Source organism: Ectopseudomonas alcaliphila, from assembly GCF_900101755.1.
Lineage (GTDB): Bacteria > Pseudomonadota > Gammaproteobacteria > Pseudomonadales > Pseudomonadaceae > Aquipseudomonas > Aquipseudomonas alcaliphila.
Genome location: NZ_FNAE01000004.1, coordinates 117,728 through 132,805, shown reverse-complemented (window position 1 = coordinate 132,805; position 15,078 = coordinate 117,728). Strand labels below are relative to the sequence as shown.

The following is a 15,078-nucleotide window of genomic DNA, read 5'->3' as shown; positions in this document are numbered from 1 at the left end:
GATATGAGAATGATGAAACGGAATCTGCTGGTCATCGGCCTGGCTGGCCTGCTCAGCGCATGCGGCTTCCAGCTGCGTGGCACCGGCGACGTGCAGTTCGCCCTCAAGGAACTCGACGTCAGCGCACGCGATGCCTACGGCGACACCGTGCAGCAAGTACGTGAAGTACTGGAGAACAACGACGTTCGCGTCTACTCCGGCGCGCCCTACAAGCTGGTGATCAGCCGCGAAACCGAAAATCGTCGCGGCGCCAGCTACAGCGGCGGCGCCCGTACCGCCGAATACGAGCTGACCATGGCCCTGGAGTATGAAATCCGCGGCGCACAAGACCTGCTGCTGACCGGTAACAAGGTCGAAGTACAGAACTACTATCAGCAGGACGACAACAACCTGGCCGGCTCCGACCAGGAAGCAGCTCAGCTGCGCAGCGAACTGCGCCGTGAAATGATCCAGCAACTGATCTTCAGCCTGCAGCAGATCACGCCCGAGCGATTGGACCAACTGCAACAGACCGCCGAAGCCCGCGCCAGGGCTGAAGCCGAAGCACTGGAAGCAGAGCGCCGGGCTCGCGAGAGCCAGGTCGCGCCGCAGCAGTCGCCGATCGAACTGCCGTCCCGCTAAAGGCCCAAGGGCCGCAGCCGCGGCCCGACGCCCTGCTCGCCTGATGACATCACCTCGATGAAGCTTGCCCCCGCGCAACTCGGCAAACACCTGCAAGGCGCTCTCGCACCTGTCTATGCGATCAGTGGCGACGAACCATTGCTGTGCCAGGAAACTGCCGACGCCATTCGTAACGCCTGCCGCCAGCAGGGTTTCGGCGAGCGCCAGGTGTTCAACGCCGAAGCCAACTTCGACTGGGGCAACCTGCTGCAAGCGGGTGCCAGCCTGTCGCTGTTCGCCGAAAAGCGCCTGCTGGAACTGCGCCTGCCTTCCGGCAAACCTGGGGACAAGGGCACAGCCGCCCTGCTCGAGTACCTGGCCCGCCCGCCCGAGGACACCGTTCTGTTGCTGAGCCTGCCCAAGCTCGACGGCAGCACGCAGAAATCCAAATGGGCCAAGGCCCTGATCGACGGCCAGGTGAGTCAGTTCATCCAGATCTGGCCGGTAGACGCCAACCAGTTGCCGCAGTGGATTCGCCAGCGCCTGGCTCAGGCCGGCCTGAGCGCCAGCGCTGACGCGGTGGAAATGATTGCCGCACGGGTGGAAGGCAACCTGCTGGCTGCCGCCCAGGAAGTGGAAAAGCTCAAGCTGCTCGCCGAAGGCAATCAGGTCGACGCCGAGACCGTGCAAGCAGCGGTGGCCGACAGCGCCCGCTTCGACGTCTTCGGCCTGATCGACTGTGCCCTCGGCGGCGACGCCGCCCACGCCTTGCGCATGCTCGAAGGCCTGCGCGGTGAAGGGGTGGAAACCCCGGTGATCCTCTGGGCGTTGGCGCGCGAGATTCGCCTGCTGGCCGGCATTGCCCACCAGCAGAGCCAGGGCATACCGCTGGACAAGGCCTTTTCCAGCGCGCGCCCGCCCGTCTGGGACAAACGCAGGCCGCTGGTTTCCAAGGCCTTGCAGCGTCACAGCAGCAAACGCTGGGGGCAGCTGTTGCAGCAGGCACAGTTGATCGACGCGCAGATCAAGGGCCAGGCACCCGGTGATCCGTGGAGTGAGCTGGCCATGCTGACCCTGCAACTGGCCGGGCAACGGCTGCGTCTTTCTCCGTAGGCCGGGTGCAACCCGCCACCCGATGATGGCGGGTTGCACCCGCCCTACGCCCCGTCTGGACATTTTCTGTACAGCGGCGCATAGTCTTCGCCGCCTGCATTGGCGCAGGCCAGTCTGCATGAGGAAACGCCATGAGCAAGAAAACCGGCAAACGGCCGAACAAGGCCAAATCCATCGTCGCCCAGCCACTGTTTCGCTCCCGCCAGGAACGACCACAGAAAGGCAAAGGCAGCTACCGCCGCGAAGCCTCCCACAATTGGGAGGCTTCTTGCTTTATGGGGCATGTTGATTCACTGATGGCCCTGCCTGTTGCCCGAGCATGCTAAGGTAAGCGCCTGCTTAAACGTCCTGAGATAGACATGCCACACCAGCTTCCTCGTCGCGTCCTGGCTCTGCTTCCTCTCCTGCTGCTGGCCGCCTGCGCCCAAGCCCCGGCGGAAAATCTGCCTACCGTCACAGCCCCTGCAGCGGCCCAGACTCCAGCCGAAAAACCCTTGCCCAGTTTCGCCGACTGGCGCCAGGCAATGCGCAGCGAAGCGATTGCCGCGGGCATCGACGCGGCGCTGTTCGATCGCGTGTTCGCCGGCGTCACCCCCGACCCGGCAGTACTCAAAGCCGACAGCAGCCAGCCCGAGTTCACTCGCCCGGTGTGGGAATATCTCGACGGCGCCGTCTCTTCCAGCCGCATCGGCCGTGGTCGGGTATTGCTGGCCCAGCACAACGCCATGCTGCAACGCATCGAGCAGCAATATGGCGTCGAAGCGCAGATCCTGGTGGCCATCTGGGGCCTGGAGAGCAACTTCGGCAACAACATCGGCAGCCACAGCGTAATCCGCTCCCTCGCCACCCTGGCCTATGACGGTCGCCGCCAGGGCTTCTGGCGCGCTCAGTTGCTGGCCGCCCTGCAAATCCTGCAGAACGGCGATGTGCCCAGCGAACGCATGATCGGCTCCTGGGCCGGCGCCATGGGCCAGACCCAATTCATGCCCACCACCTACAACCAGCATGCAGTCGACTTCGACGGCGACGGCAAGCGCGACCTGTGGAACTCCCAGGCCGACGCCCTGGCGTCGGCCGCCCATTACCTGCAGGCATCCGGCTGGCAGCGTGGTCAGCCCTGGGGGTTCGAAGTGAACCTGCCGAGCGGCTTCGACTACGCCCTGGCCGACCCGGATCAGCGCCGCACGCTGGCCGAATGGGCAGAGCTCGGCGTCCGTCCTCTGGCACCGACCGGCGCAGCCGCCAACGCCCGCGCCAGCCTGCAACTGCCTGCCGGCCACCAAGGCCCGGCCTTCCTGCTGCTGGATAACTTCCGCAGCATCCTCAAGTACAACAATTCCACGTCCTACGCGCTGGCCATCGGCCTGCTCGCCGACAACCTGCTACGCACCAGCGAAATCAAGGGGCAATGGCCCCGTGGTGAGCGTCAACTGGGTCGCAGTGAACGTGTCGAACTGCAGGAACTGCTGGCCCAGGCCGGCTTCGACCCCGGCCCGGCCGACGGCATCATCGGCGCCAACACGCGCAAGGCCATTCGCGCCCTGCAACTGCAGTTGAACTGGCCAGCCGATGGCTACCCCAACACCCAACTGCTGCAGCAGCTGCGCAGACGCTGAATCCAGGTGACACCCCGGGCGCTGCCATCACCGGCAAGCGCCTTGGCGAGCGGTCACAGCGACGCCCCCAAAAACGCCTCACGGGTATTTTGTCGACAGGCGGCCTCAGCGTCTGCATACACCTTCTGTGGTAGACTGGCCGGCGGCCAAAAGCCACCTGCCCACGGAGCCTCTACCGGAGCCCAGATTTCCGATGTCCGACACCTCCTCGCCCAAATCCGTCGCCAGCGGCGAAAAGTTTCGCACCGCCCAAGGCATCACCGCGATCAAGGATGGTCAGAAGCGCCGCGCCTCGGCCGAACCCCAGGTTTTCGAACCCAAGCCCAAGTGGCTGCGGGTCAAGGCGCCTGGCGGCAGCCGTTTCGAGGCGGTCAAGCGCAACGTCGGCGAACACCGCCTGAGCACCGTCTGCCAGGAATCGCACTGCCCGAACATGGGTGAGTGCTGGTCCAACGGCACGGCCACCATCATGCTGATGGGCTCGGTGTGTACCCGCGCCTGCCGCTTCTGCGCCGTGGACACCGGCAATCCCAATGGCTGGCTGGACCTAGAAGAACCGCAGAACACCGCCAAGTCGGTGGAGCTGATGGCCCTGCGTTATATCGTGCTGACCTCGGTGGACCGTGACGATCTGGAAGACGGCGGCGCTGGCCACTATGCAGCCTGCGTGCGAGCGATCAAGGAAAACACCCCGCAGGTGGTGGTCGAAGCCCTGACCCCGGATTTCGATGGCGATCACCAGGCCATCGAGCGCGTCGTCGACTCCGGCCTTGAAGTCTTCGCGCAGAACGTCGAGACGGTCAAACGCCTCACCCATGTGGTGCGTGATCCGCGCGCTGGCTACGAGAAGACCCTCAAGGTGCTCGAGCACGCCAAGAAGCACCGCCCCGACGTACTGACCAAGACCAGTCTGATGCTCGGCCTGGGTGAAACCGACGAGGAAATCCTGGAAACCATGGACGACCTGCGCGCCATCGGCGTGGACATCCTCACCCTCGGTCAGTACCTGCAACCCACGCGCAACCACCTGAAGGTGCAACGCTGGGTCAGCCCTGAAGAGTTCAATCGCCTGCGTGACATCGGCCTGGAGAAAGGCTTCATGGAAGTCGCCGCCGGCCCGCTGGTACGTTCCAGCTACCGCGCCGATCGCGTGTTCGAGAAGAACAATCTGGGCCTCGCCGCCCCCGTACCGGTGCCCGGCCAGGAGATCAACACCAGCCTGATTCCGGCGCTGAACCTGAACTGATCCAGCTCTTCACGACAAACGAAAGGGACGCCTCGGCGTCCCTTTTTCGTTTCTGACAGCAATGCGTGCGCTGAAAACCAGTGGCCTTATTGGTGTGCGCAGCGCACCCTACGCATGGCTCGCCCGGACACCGTCCGTAGGGTGCGCCGTGCGCACAGAGAAATCGCCGATATCGAACCACCTGTACGGCCCCGCAACACCCTACGCGTAGCCCAGACGGACACGCAGCGTCTGTTCCAGACGTTGCGACACCTCGTCGAACGCGGGCGGCGCTTGCAGCAGATCACGCATCTGCACCATCTTCAGCCCAGCGTAGCCGCAGGGGTTGATGCGCAGGAAGGGCGTCATATCCATATCGACGTTCAGCGCCAGGCCATGGAACGAGCAGCCACGGCTGACGCGCAGGCCCAGCGAGGCGATCTTGTCACCTGCCACGTACACACCAGGCGCATCCGCCTTGGGCGCAGCCTCGATGCCATAGCTGGCCAACAGCTCCACCAGGCTCTGCTCCATGGCGGTGACCAGCTCACGCACGCCCAGATCGAGACGACGCAGATCGAGCATCAGATAGGCCACCAATTGCCCGGGGCCGTGATAGGTCACCTGCCCGCCGCGCTCCACCTGAATCACCGGAATATCGCCGGCAGCGAGCACATGCTCGGCCTTGCCAGCCTGGCCCTGAGTGAACACCTTGGGATGCTGCAGCAACCAGATTTCGTCCGGGGTTTGCGCATCGCGCTCACGGGTCAACTTGCGCATGGCCTCCAGCGTGGGCTGGTAGTCGACCAGCCCGAGGTGACGGACGACAAGCTCGGGCATGACGATCACAGCACCATATGCACGCGGCCGGTGGCACGCAGGTCAACATGAATCGCCTGCAATTGCTCGACACCGGTGGCCGTGATCAGCACCTGAACGGAAATGAAGTTACCGTTGCGGCTGTCACGCATCACCAGCGTGGAGGCATCCAGATCGGGGGCGTGGCGCTGGATCACTTCGATCACCAGGTCGGAGAAACCCTCACCAGCGGTGCCGATCACCTTGATCGGGTAACGCTCGCAGGGGAATTCGATTTTTGGCGGTTGAACGTCGCTATCGGTCATGGCATCAGCGGGCTTGTGGCCCGTCCAGAAAGGGCCACTCCGGATTGGAGCGGCCGGGCTAAATCGGGAGCCTCTAAAGCGCAGACGGAGCAGTCAGGCGAAGAAGCGCGGCTTACAGCATGTAAATGGGCACTGCTTCAGCCTGTTTCAACGCCATGACGACAACGCTGGTCGCTTTCGGAGGTGGCCGTCAGTTGAACAGGCCGAAGAAGAACATCCGAATGCTATCCCACAGACGACGCAGCAAGCCGCCCTCTTCAACCGATTCCAGTGCTACCAGGTCAGTGCTGCGCACCACCTCGTCGCCCAGTTTGACTTCGACCTTGCCGATCACATCGCCCTGCTGGATCGGTGCGACCAGCTGCGGATTGAGGGTCATGCTGGCCTGCAGTTTTTCCAGCTGGCCCTTGGGCATGGTCAGGGTCAGGTCTTCGGCGAGGCCGGCCTTGACCTGGTGCACGGTGCCTTTCCAGACGGTGGCCTGGGCCAGTTCGGCGCCCTTCTGATAGAAGGTGCGGCTTTCGAAGAAGCGGAAACCATAGGTCAGCAGCTTCTGCACTTCGGCGGCACGGGCCTGCTCGCTGACGGTGCCGAACACGGCCGCGATCAGGCGCTGACCATCACGCACGGCGGAGGCGACCAGGCAATAACCGGCTTCTTCGGTATGGCCGGTCTTCAGGCCATCCACGGTGCTATCGCGCCACAACAGCAGGTTGCGGTTGGGCTGCTTGATGCCGTTCCAGAAGAATTCCTTCTGCTTGTAGATATCGTAGTGGGCCTGATCTTCGTAGATGATCGCGCGGGCCAGTTTGGCCATGTCGTGGGCCGAGGAATAGTGCTCCGGGTCCGGCCAGCCGGTGGAGTTCATGAAGTGAGTGTTGCTCAGACCCAGGCGCTGGGCATGGGTATTCATCATGTCGGCGAAGGCATCTTCACTGCCGGCGATGTGCTCGGCGATGGCGATGCTGGCGTCGTTGCCGGACTGGATGATGATGCCGTGCAGCAGATCGTCCACCGAGACTTCCTTGCCCACCTCGATGAACATCTTGGAGCCACCCTTGCGCCAGGCCTTTTCGCTGACGCGGACCATGTCACTTTCCTTGATCTGCCCCCGGTTGATCTCCAGAGTCGCGATATAGGCGGTCATCAGCTTGGTCAGGCTGGCTGGCGGCAGGCGCTCATCGCCGTTGTTCTCCACCAGGATCTGGCCGCTGGCTGCATCCATCAGCACATAGGAGGTCGCCGCCAGTTGCGGGGGCGCGGGTACGACTTGCTGGCTGGACCAGGCGAGCGGAGCGCTCAGCAGGCAAAGGAAGAGGAAGGCACGTTGCGCGAAGCTGGTGATGTTCATCCGTCTCTCGAGATTTATGCTTGGGTTTAGCGACCCTGCTAAGGGTCATCGTAAAGCTCGCCGCGAACGGCGAGCCTCGGATTTAGTCCGGCAAAGGCCGGTTAAGTTGCCATCAGTCGGCACGCACCAGCGTGGGCTGCCCCAGATTGGCCAGGCGCACGCTGCTCTGCAGTTGCTCAGCCTCGCCCTGGTTGCTGATCGGCCCCATGCGGACCCGATGCAGGATCTGCTGGTCGCGCACCACTGAGCTGATGAACACCGGCACACTGCTGTTCTGGCTCAGCTTGGACTTGAGCAGCTCCGCAGCGTCCGGATTGGCGAAGGCTCCCACCTGGAGATACAGGCCAGAGGCTCCGAGTGAATCGTTTTTTTTTGCGTCGATCTGCACGGGCACCACCGCAGCGGCGTGCTGCGTGGGCGGCGGCGAATAGTGCTCGACAGGCTGCGGCGCAGGCTGCGCGACGGGCTGGGCAACGGCAGCCTTGGCCGGCTGATTATTGGCCAGCACCAGCGGCACCGGACGGCCCTGCTGCGCCCACCACTCATGCGGATCGATGCCTTCGACCTTGACTCGCGCGGTGCCCTTTTCGGCGAAGCCGAGCTTCTTCGCCGCCGCGAAGGACAGGTCGATGATACGGTCGGAGTAGAACGGCCCACGGTCATTGACCCGCAGGGTCACGACCTTGCCGTTTTCCAGGTTGGTCACGCGTACGTAACTGGGCAGCGGCAGCGTCTTGTGCGCTGCGGTCATACCGTACAGGTCGTAGGTTTCGCCATTGGCAGTGGCCTGGCCGTGGAACTTGGTGCCATACCAGGAAGCCGGCCCTGTCGCCTGGTAGCGACGGGCATCCTGAATCGGGTAGTACTGCTTGCCGAACACCACATAGGGACTGGCCTTGACCGGCCCGTAATGGGGCATGGGGATGGCGTCCTGAATCTTCGAGACGTCCACGTCCCACCAGGGCGCGCCATCCTTGTGGGGTCGATTGAAATCTTCCGGACCAGAGATACCGGCCGACTGTCCGGGCACCACCGCAGGCTGCGCTGGACGCTTGGAAGAACAGCTCGCCAGCAACAGCGCTGCCGCTACGCAGGCCGCCAACGGCAGCAGTTTGGACGTACTCATCGATTACCCCGTGCTTCGACCAGCAGTTCGGCGAGTTGGTTGACCGCCATGGCATACATCACGCTGCGATTGTAGCGGGTGATGGTGTAGAAGTTGGGCAAACCGAACCAGTATTCGTCACCTTCCGCGCCCTGCAGACGAAACGCCGTCACCGGTAAATCTTCGGCCAGCTTGTCTTTGCTCTTCCAGCCCAGTTCGCGCAGCTCGGCGACGTTCTTCACCGGGTCCAGGCCTTGCGTCAGGCCTTCATCGACGCGAGCGCCGCTGGCCTCGACACGGCTGGCGACCTGACCGCCGGCCTGCCAGCCGTGGCGCTTGAAATAGCTGGCAACACTGCCGATGGCATCGGTCGGATTGCTCCAGATGTTGATATGGCCGTCGCCATCGAAGTCCACGGCGTAGGCGCGGAAGCTGCTCGGCATAAACTGCGGCAGGCCCATGGCACCGGCGTAGGAGCCCTTGAGGGTGATCGGGTCGACCTGCTCCTCACGGGTCAGCAGCAGAAATTCGCGCAGCTCCTTGCGAAAGAACGGCGCGCGCGGCGGGTAGTCGAACGCCAGGGTGGACAGCGCATCCATCACCCGCCAGCTGCCAGTGTTGCCGCCGTAGAAGGTTTCCACACCGATGATCGCGACAATGAACTGCGGCGGCACGCCGTACTCGGCCTCGGCCTTTTCCAGCGCAGCCTGGTTCTTGCTCCAGAACTCCACGCCCTGGGCGATGCGCTTGTCGGTAATGAAGATCGGCCGGTATTCCTTCCAGGGTTTGACCTTCTCCGCCGGGCGCGAGATGGCATCGAGAATCGCCTGCTTGCGCTCGACCTCGGCGAACAGGCTGACCAGTTGCTCACTGGCGAAGCCATAATCGCGGGTCATTTCCTCGACGAACTCGGCCACCTGCGGCGAGCCGTCGTAATCGGCCGCCAGTGCCTGAGCGCCGGTGCCGAACATGCCGGCAATGCCGACTCCAATCAACGTACGAGCAGCCCAACTACGCAGAGAATGCATTAACTCAAAACCCCCAAAATCAAACCTGAGCGATCCACTTTCTGTGGGTGTGGATCGCCATCAATACCCCGAAGCCTGACAACAGCGTGACCAGATGGGTTCCGCCGTAACTAATGAAGGGCAGCGGCACCCCAACCACCGGCAGCAGCCCGCTGACCATGCCGATGTTGACGAATACGTAGACGAAGAAGGTCATGGTCAGCGCCCCAGCCAGCAGCTTGCCGAACAGCGTCTGTGCCTGGGCGGTAATCACCAGGCCACGCGCCAGCAGCAGCAGATAGAGCAGCAACAACAGACAGACGCCGACCAGGCCGAACTCCTCCGCGAGCACGGCAATGATAAAGTCCGTGTGGCTTTCCGGCAAAAAATCCAGGTGCGACTGGGTACCCAGCAGCCAGCCCTTGCCCAATACACCGCCGGAGCCGATGGCAGCCTTGGACTGGATGATATTCCAGCCCGCCCCCAGCGGATCGCTCTCCGGGTTGAGAAACGTCAGCACACGGCGCTTCTGGTAGTCGTGCATGACGAAGTACCACATGCCCACCGCGATCGGTACCACGGCAGCAGCAGCGCCTACGATCCAGCGCCACTGCAGGCCGGCCATGAACACCACGAAGGCGCCAGAGGCCAGGATCAGCAGCGAGGTACCCAGATCAGGCTGCTTGGCAATCAGCACAACAGGCACACCGATCATCGCCAGACTGATGGCGATATGCTTGAAACGCGGCGGCAGGTTATGCCGCGACAGGTACCAGGCGATGGTCATCGGCATGATGATCTTCATCAGCTCCGACGGCTGGAAACGAATCAGCCCGGGGATGTTGATCCAGCGCGTCGCCCCCATCGCGGTATGCCCCATCAACTCGACCACCAGCAACAGGCCGACGCCAGCCACGTAGGCCAAGGGCACCCAGCGCGCCATGAAGCGCGGGTCGAACTGGGCTATCACCACTACCGCGAGCATGCCGATGCCGAAAGACGAGGCCTGCCTGATCAGAAGCTCGACGTTCTTGCCGCTGGCTGAATAAAGAATGAACAGGCTGCCAGTGCCCAGGATCAGCAACAGCAACAGCAACCAGCCATCGATATGCATGCGCTGCAGCAGGCTGGCGCGACGTCGCAGTACATCCTCATCGGACAGAGTGCGGTCGAAATTGCTAATCATCGCTGGCTGACCTCGGCAGTCTGGGGCAAGGCGAACTCGGCTTTGAGCTGACCGGTTTCTTTATCCAGCAGCCAGGCGTCCATCACCTGCTTGACCACCGGGGCGGCGACACCGGAGCCTGACTCGCCGTTCTCCACCATCACCGCCACGGCGATCTGCGGCTTCTCCGCCGGGGCAAACGCCACGAACAGGGCGTGGTCACGGTGCCGCTCCTGCACCTTGTTGCGGTCGTACTTCTCACCCTGCTTGATCGCCACCACCTGCGCCGTACCGCTCTTGCCAGCGATGCGATAGACCGAGCTGTCACCGACCTTGCGCGCCGTACCACGCGGGCCGTGCAATACCTCTTCCATGCCGCGAATGCCGTAATCCCAGAACTTCGGATCACGCAGGACGATATCCGCAATCGGATTGGGGTCCGAGGGCAGGCGGCCGTCGACGCTCTTGGCCAGGTGCGGACGAATCCACTTGCCACGCGTGGCCATCAGCGCGGTGGCCTGCGCCAACTGCAGTGGCGTGGTCTGCATGTAGCCCTGGCCGATGCCGAGAATCAGCGTCTCGCCCGGATACCAGGGCTGGCGATAACGCGCCCGCTTCCAGTCGCGCGAGGGCATCAGGCCGGCGGTTTCCTCGAACATGTCCAGCGCCACGCGCTGACCGAGGCCGAAGCGGCTCATGTAGTCGTGCATGCGATCGACGCCCATCTTGTGCGCCAGATCGTAGAAATAGGTGTCGTTGGAGCGGGCGATGGCCAGGTTGAGGTCGACCCAGCCGTCACCGTTGCGGTTCCAGTTACGGTATTTGTGGCTGTGGTTGGGCAACTGATAGAAACCGGGGTCGAACACCCGGGTCTGCGGCGTGACCACGCCGGCATCGAGCCCCGCCACCGCGACCATCGGTTTGATGGTCGAGCCTGGCGGATAGAGACCACGCAGCACCCGGTTGTACAACGGCTGATCGATGGAATCACGCAGCTCGCCATAGGCCTTGAAGCTGATGCCGGTGACGAAGGGATTGGGGTCGAAGCTGGGCTGGCTGACCATCGCCAGTACTTCACCGTTGTTCGGATCGATGGCCACCACGGCACCACGTCGACCACCCAGGGCGTTCTCGGCCGCCTCCTGCAGGTGTACGTCGAGGCTGAGAACGATGTCCTTGCCCGGTTTCGGGTCGACGCGCTTGAGCACCCGCAACACACGACCACGCGCGTTGGTCTCGACCTCTTCGTAGCCGACTTCGCCGTGCAGCTCGTCCTCGTAGAAACGCTCGATACCGGTCTTGCCGATATGGTGGGTGCCGGCGTAGTCGGTCGGGTCCAGACGCTTGAGTTCCTGCTCGTTGATGCGCCCGACGTAGCCGACCGAATGAGCGAAATGCTCCTGCTGCGGGTAATGACGCACCAGCTGTGCGGCCACCTCGACGCCCGGCAGACGGAACTGGTTGACCGCGATACGTGCGATCTGCTCTTCGGACAGTTCGAACAGGATCGGCACCGGCTCGAACGGACGCCGCCCCTGGCGCACGCGGCGCTCGAACAGCGCCCGGTCGTCATCGGCAAGCTCCAGCACCTCGACCACCGTATCGAGCACGCTCAGCCAGTCACCGGCGCGCTCACGGGTCACGGTCAGGCTGAAGCTCGGCCGGTTATCGGCGATGATCACCCCGTTGCGGTCGAAGATCAGCCCACGGGTCGGCGGCAGCGGCTGCACGTGGATGCGGTTGTTTTCCGCCAGCGTGCTGTGATGCTCGTACTGCACCACCTGCAGGTAGTACATGCGCATGATCAGCAGGCAGGTGAGCACGATGATTGCCACAGCACAGAACACCACCCGGCGCTTGACCAAGCGAGCGTCCTTTTCGTGATCCTTGAGGCGAATCGGCTGCGGCATGACTAGGTGATCACTTGTGATACGGGTGGCCGGACAGCACCGTCCAGGCCCGGTAGATCTGCTCGCCGAGCAGGATACGCACCAGCGGATGCGGCAGGGTCAGTGGCGACAGCGACCAGCGCTGTTCGCTGCGCGCGCAGACCTCCGGCGCCAGCCCTTCCGGACCACCGACCATGAGGTTGACGTTGCGCGCATCGAGACGCCAGCGCTCCAGCTCCGCCGCCAGTTGCTCGGTGCTCCACGGCTTGCCATGGACCTCGAGGGTGACGATACGTTCGCCGGGCTGCACCTTGCTCAGCATGGCCTCGCCCTCCTGACGAATCAGGCGGGCAACGTCGGCATTCTTGCCGCGGGTATTGAGGGGAATTTCCACCAGCTCAAGCGGCAGTTCGGCAGGCAGACGCTTGACGTACTCCTGCCAGCCCTCCTCGACCCAGCGCGGCATGCGCGAACCGACGGCGATCAGTTTGATCCGCACGGTTTGCGCTTACTCGGCGCTGTGCTGAGCGCGGCTCTGCTCGGCGCCTTGCCACAGGCGCTCGAGGTCATAGAACTGACGCGCGGTCGGCAGCATCACGTGAACGACGATGTCGCCCAGGTCGAGCAGGGCCCATTCGCCACTGTCCAGACCTTCGCTGCCGATCGGGCGCACACCCTGTTCCTTGACCTTCTCCAGCACGTTCTCCACCAGCGACTTGACCTGACGGCTGGAGCTACCGCTGGCGATCACCATGAAGTCGGTAATGCTGGTCTTGTCCTTGACGTCGATCACGGTGATGTCGGTCGCCTTGATCTCTTCCAGCGCCGCCACGGCGATCTTGACCAGCTCTTCGCTGGGCATGTTCTGCTTGCTCATAAATGACTCATTTGCCTCGTGTAATGGACGCCAGCGCACATGCGCGACGTTTCAAGCATTGGGCGCACGGTACAGATCGTGCGCCTGGATATAGGCCAGTACCGCATCGGGCAGCAGATATCGCGCCGAGCGGCCGGTTGCCAGTAAGTGGCGAATCTGCGTGGCGGAAATCGCCAGCGGAGTCTGCCAGATGAAACTGATTTGCCCGCCTGCGTCCTGCAGGCTCAACGGGTCGCTGACACTGCGTGCAGCCAGCAGATCGCGCAGCGCCTCCGGCGCCTCGCTGTCGGCATCCGGCCGCTGCAGCACCAGCAGATGGCAGTGCTGAAGCAGCTCCTGCCAACGATGCCAACTCGGCAGGCCGCAGAAAGCGTCCCAGCCGATCAGCAGAAACAGCTGATCGTCCGCCGCCAGCTCGGCGCGCACCGACTCCAGCGTGTCGACCGTATACGACGGTTTGTCGCGGCGCAGCTCGCGGTCATCGACCGTCAGCCGCGTCTCGCCGGCCACCGCCAGTTCGACCATGGCCAGACGCTGCTCGGCCGTTGCCTGCGGCGTGTCGCGATGCGGCGGCCTGGCGCTGGGAATCAGCCGCAGCTCGTCCAGCGCCATGAACTCGGCCACTTCCAGTGCGGCACGCAGATGCCCGATATGCACCGGGTTGAAGGTACCGCCGAGCAGGCCGATGCGTCGGGCGCCGATCCGTTTCATTTATGTGCGAATGTGTCCGTCGCCAAAGACCACGTACTTCTCGCTGGTCAGGCCTTCCAGGCCAACCGGGCCGCGCGCGTGCAGCTTGTCGGTGGAGATGCCGATCTCCGCGCCCAGGCCGTACTCGAAACCATCGGCGAAACGGGTCGAGGCATTGACCATCACCGAGGCGGAATCCACCTCGGTGAGGAAGCGCCGCGCATCGCTGAAGTTCTCGGTGATGATCGAGTCGGTGTGCTGCGAGCCGTAGTGGTTGATGTGCTCGATGGCCGCATCCAGCGAGTCGACGATGCGAATCGCCAGGATCGGCGCGTTGTACTCGGCGAACCAGTCGTCCTCGCTGGCTTGCAGCACATCGCTGCCGAGCAGTTCGCGGGTAGCGGCATCGCCACGCAGCTCCACGCCCTTGTCGCGGTAGATGGCAGCCAGCGGCGGCAACACACGATCGGCGATGGCCTGGTGCACCAGCAGGGTTTCCATGGCGTTGCACGGCGAATAGCGCTGGGTCTTGGCGTTGTCGCAGACGCGAATGGCCTTGTCGACATCGGCAGCAACATCGACATAGACGTGGCAGACGCCGTCCAGGTGCTTGATCACAGGCACCTTGGCGTCGCGACTGATGCGCTCGATCAGCCCCTTGCCACCGCGCGGCACGATCACGTCGACGAATTCGGGCATGCTGATCAGCTCGCCAACCGCAGCGCGGTCGGTGGTTTCCACCACCTGCACGGCGGCTGCCGGCAGATCGGCTTCGGCCAGGCCCTGCTGAATGCAGCGGGCAATTGCCTGATTGGAATGAATGGCCTCGGAGCCGCCCCGCAGGATGGTGGCATTGCCGGACTTCAGGCACAGGCTGGCGGCATCGATGGTCACGTTGGGACGCGACTCGTAGATGATGCCGATCACGCCCAGCGGCACGCGCATCTTGCCGACCTGAATACCGGACGGCAGGTAGCGCATGCCCTGAATCTCGCCGATCGGGTCAGGCAGGGTCGCCACCTGGCGCAGCCCTTCGATCATGCTGTCGATCACCTTTGGCGTCAGCGCCAGGCGGTCGACCATGGCCGGCTCCAGACCGCTGGCGCGGGCGGCAGCCAGGTCCAGTTCGTTGGCGGCGGTCAGCTCGGCGCGAGCGGCGTCGAGGGCATTGGCAGCGGCCTGCAGCGCGCGATTCTTCTGCGCGGTGCTGGCGCGGGCGAGCACCCTCGATGCCTGGCGGGCGGCCTGGCCCAGGCGGGTCATGTATGCGTGCACGGACTCGGTCATGGCGGCGGAGGTCTGGCAGTTGGAAAAAG

General features: G+C 63.6%; 15 protein-coding genes and 1 pseudogene. 5 read left to right on the top strand and 11 right to left on the bottom strand.

The window, feature by feature from the left end:
• Positions 1 to 9: 9 nt before the first annotated feature.
• From BLR77_RS15045 to lipA, 5 genes and pseudogenes are all read left to right on the top strand, one after another.
• A complete protein-coding gene (locus BLR77_RS15045; RefSeq protein WP_074679154.1) occupies positions 10 to 621 on the top strand; it encodes an LPS-assembly lipoprotein LptE in 612 nt (203 codons plus the stop codon).
• A gap of 57 nt (positions 622 to 678) precedes the next feature.
• The gene (gene holA, locus BLR77_RS15040) at positions 679 to 1,713 is read left to right on the top strand and encodes a DNA polymerase III subunit delta (RefSeq protein WP_074679152.1); all 1,035 of its coding nucleotides are present in this window, start codon (positions 679 to 681) and stop codon (positions 1,711 to 1,713) included.
• 131 nt (positions 1,714 to 1,844) lie between these two features.
• Positions 1,845 to 1,991 (top strand): annotated as a pseudogene (gene arfA / locus BLR77_RS15035) (alternative ribosome rescue factor ArfA); the annotation flags it as partial.
• An 81-nt stretch (positions 1,992 to 2,072) separates the two neighbouring features.
• Positions 2,073 to 3,329: a lytic murein transglycosylase gene (locus tag BLR77_RS15030; protein WP_074679148.1), complete on the top strand. Its 1,257-nt coding sequence runs from the start codon at positions 2,073 to 2,075 to the stop codon at positions 3,327 to 3,329.
• A gap of 193 nt (positions 3,330 to 3,522) precedes the next feature.
• A complete protein-coding gene (lipA, locus tag BLR77_RS15025; RefSeq protein WP_074679146.1) occupies positions 3,523 to 4,575 on the top strand; it encodes a lipoyl synthase in 1,053 nt (350 codons plus the stop codon).
• 201 nt (positions 4,576 to 4,776) lie between these two features.
• Here the strand turns inward: lipA and lipB are convergent, their stop codons facing one another.
• From lipB to BLR77_RS14970, 11 genes are all read right to left on the bottom strand, one after another.
• Positions 4,777 to 5,394 carry a lipoyl(octanoyl) transferase LipB gene (lipB, locus tag BLR77_RS15020; RefSeq protein ID WP_074679144.1) on the bottom strand — a complete coding sequence of 206 codons (618 nt, stop codon included), beginning with the start codon at positions 5,392 to 5,394 and terminating at the stop codon, positions 4,777 to 4,779.
• Positions 5,395 to 5,399: 5 nt separating this feature from the next.
• Entirely contained in the window at positions 5,400 to 5,678 is a 279-nt protein-coding gene (locus tag BLR77_RS15015; RefSeq protein ID WP_072424419.1) for a DUF493 domain-containing protein, read from the bottom strand.
• 190 nt (positions 5,679 to 5,868) lie between these two features.
• A complete protein-coding gene (locus BLR77_RS15010) occupies positions 5,869 to 7,029 on the bottom strand; it encodes a D-alanyl-D-alanine carboxypeptidase family protein (protein WP_074679142.1) in 1,161 nt (386 codons plus the stop codon).
• A gap of 112 nt (positions 7,030 to 7,141) precedes the next feature.
• On the bottom strand, positions 7,142 to 8,155 hold the full coding sequence (locus BLR77_RS15005; protein WP_074679140.1) for a septal ring lytic transglycosylase RlpA family protein: 1,014 nt from the start codon (positions 8,153 to 8,155) through the stop codon (positions 7,142 to 7,144).
• Positions 8,152 to 9,162: a lytic murein transglycosylase B gene (gene mltB / locus BLR77_RS15000; protein WP_074679138.1), complete on the bottom strand. Its 1,011-nt coding sequence runs from the start codon at positions 9,160 to 9,162 to the stop codon at positions 8,152 to 8,154. Before mltB ends, BLR77_RS15005 begins: the two co-directional genes overlap by 4 nt.
• Positions 9,163 to 9,181: 19 nt before the next feature.
• Positions 9,182 to 10,327 (bottom strand): rod shape-determining protein RodA, encoded by a 1,146-nt coding sequence (gene rodA, locus BLR77_RS14995; RefSeq protein ID WP_074679137.1) that lies wholly within the window; start codon positions 10,325 to 10,327, stop codon positions 9,182 to 9,184.
• Positions 10,324 to 12,216 (bottom strand): penicillin-binding protein 2, encoded by a 1,893-nt coding sequence (gene mrdA, locus BLR77_RS14990; protein ID WP_074679135.1) that lies wholly within the window; start codon positions 12,214 to 12,216, stop codon positions 10,324 to 10,326. Before mrdA ends, rodA begins: the two co-directional genes overlap by 4 nt.
• Before the next feature lie 10 nt (positions 12,217 to 12,226).
• Complete coding sequence (gene rlmH / locus BLR77_RS14985; RefSeq protein WP_003240195.1) at positions 12,227 to 12,694, bottom strand: 23S rRNA (pseudouridine(1915)-N(3))-methyltransferase RlmH; 468 nt, start codon at positions 12,692 to 12,694, stop codon at positions 12,227 to 12,229.
• Positions 12,695 to 12,703: 9 nt separating this feature from the next.
• Positions 12,704 to 13,057, bottom strand: coding sequence for a ribosome silencing factor (gene rsfS / locus BLR77_RS14980; protein WP_003240193.1), 354 nt, complete (start codon positions 13,055 to 13,057; stop codon positions 12,704 to 12,706).
• Positions 13,058 to 13,123: 66 nt separating this feature from the next.
• On the bottom strand, positions 13,124 to 13,783 hold the full coding sequence (nadD, locus tag BLR77_RS14975; RefSeq protein ID WP_074679133.1) for a nicotinate-nucleotide adenylyltransferase: 660 nt from the start codon (positions 13,781 to 13,783) through the stop codon (positions 13,124 to 13,126).
• Positions 13,784 to 15,049: a glutamate-5-semialdehyde dehydrogenase gene (locus BLR77_RS14970; RefSeq protein ID WP_074679131.1), complete on the bottom strand. Its 1,266-nt coding sequence runs from the start codon at positions 15,047 to 15,049 to the stop codon at positions 13,784 to 13,786. It abuts the gene before it with no gap.
• Between the last annotated feature and the right edge of the window lie 29 nt (positions 15,050 to 15,078).

Bases quoted from the DNA above. Each gene is read 5' to 3' on its own strand.
- BLR77_RS15045 (WP_074679154.1), top strand. From the start codon at position 10: ATGATGAAACGGAATCTGCTGGTCATCGGCCTGGCTGGCCTGCTCAGC.
- holA (WP_074679152.1), top strand. From the start codon at position 679: ATGAAGCTTGCCCCCGCGCAACTCGGCAAACACCTGCAAGGCGCTCTC.
- BLR77_RS15030 (WP_074679148.1), top strand. From the start codon at position 2,073: ATGCCACACCAGCTTCCTCGTCGCGTCCTGGCTCTGCTTCCTCTCCTG.
- lipA (WP_074679146.1), top strand. From the start codon at position 3,523: ATGTCCGACACCTCCTCGCCCAAATCCGTCGCCAGCGGCGAAAAGTTT.
- lipB (WP_074679144.1), bottom strand. From the start codon at position 5,394: ATGCCCGAGCTTGTCGTCCGTCACCTCGGGCTGGTCGACTACCAGCCC.
- BLR77_RS15015 (WP_072424419.1), bottom strand. From the start codon at position 5,678: ATGACCGATAGCGACGTTCAACCGCCAAAAATCGAATTCCCCTGCGAG.
- BLR77_RS15010 (WP_074679142.1), bottom strand. From the start codon at position 7,029: ATGAACATCACCAGCTTCGCGCAACGTGCCTTCCTCTTCCTTTGCCTG.
- BLR77_RS15005 (WP_074679140.1), bottom strand. From the start codon at position 8,155: ATGAGTACGTCCAAACTGCTGCCGTTGGCGGCCTGCGTAGCGGCAGCG.
- mltB (WP_074679138.1), bottom strand. From the start codon at position 9,162: ATGCATTCTCTGCGTAGTTGGGCTGCTCGTACGTTGATTGGAGTCGGC.
- rodA (WP_074679137.1), bottom strand. From the start codon at position 10,327: ATGATTAGCAATTTCGACCGCACTCTGTCCGATGAGGATGTACTGCGA.
- mrdA (WP_074679135.1), bottom strand. From the start codon at position 12,216: ATGCCGCAGCCGATTCGCCTCAAGGATCACGAAAAGGACGCTCGCTTG.
- rsfS (WP_003240193.1), bottom strand. From the start codon at position 13,057: ATGCCCAGCGAAGAGCTGGTCAAGATCGCCGTGGCGGCGCTGGAAGAG.
- nadD (WP_074679133.1), bottom strand. From the start codon at position 13,783: ATGAAACGGATCGGCGCCCGACGCATCGGCCTGCTCGGCGGTACCTTC.
- BLR77_RS14970 (WP_074679131.1), bottom strand. From the start codon at position 15,049: ATGACCGAGTCCGTGCACGCATACATGACCCGCCTGGGCCAGGCCGCC.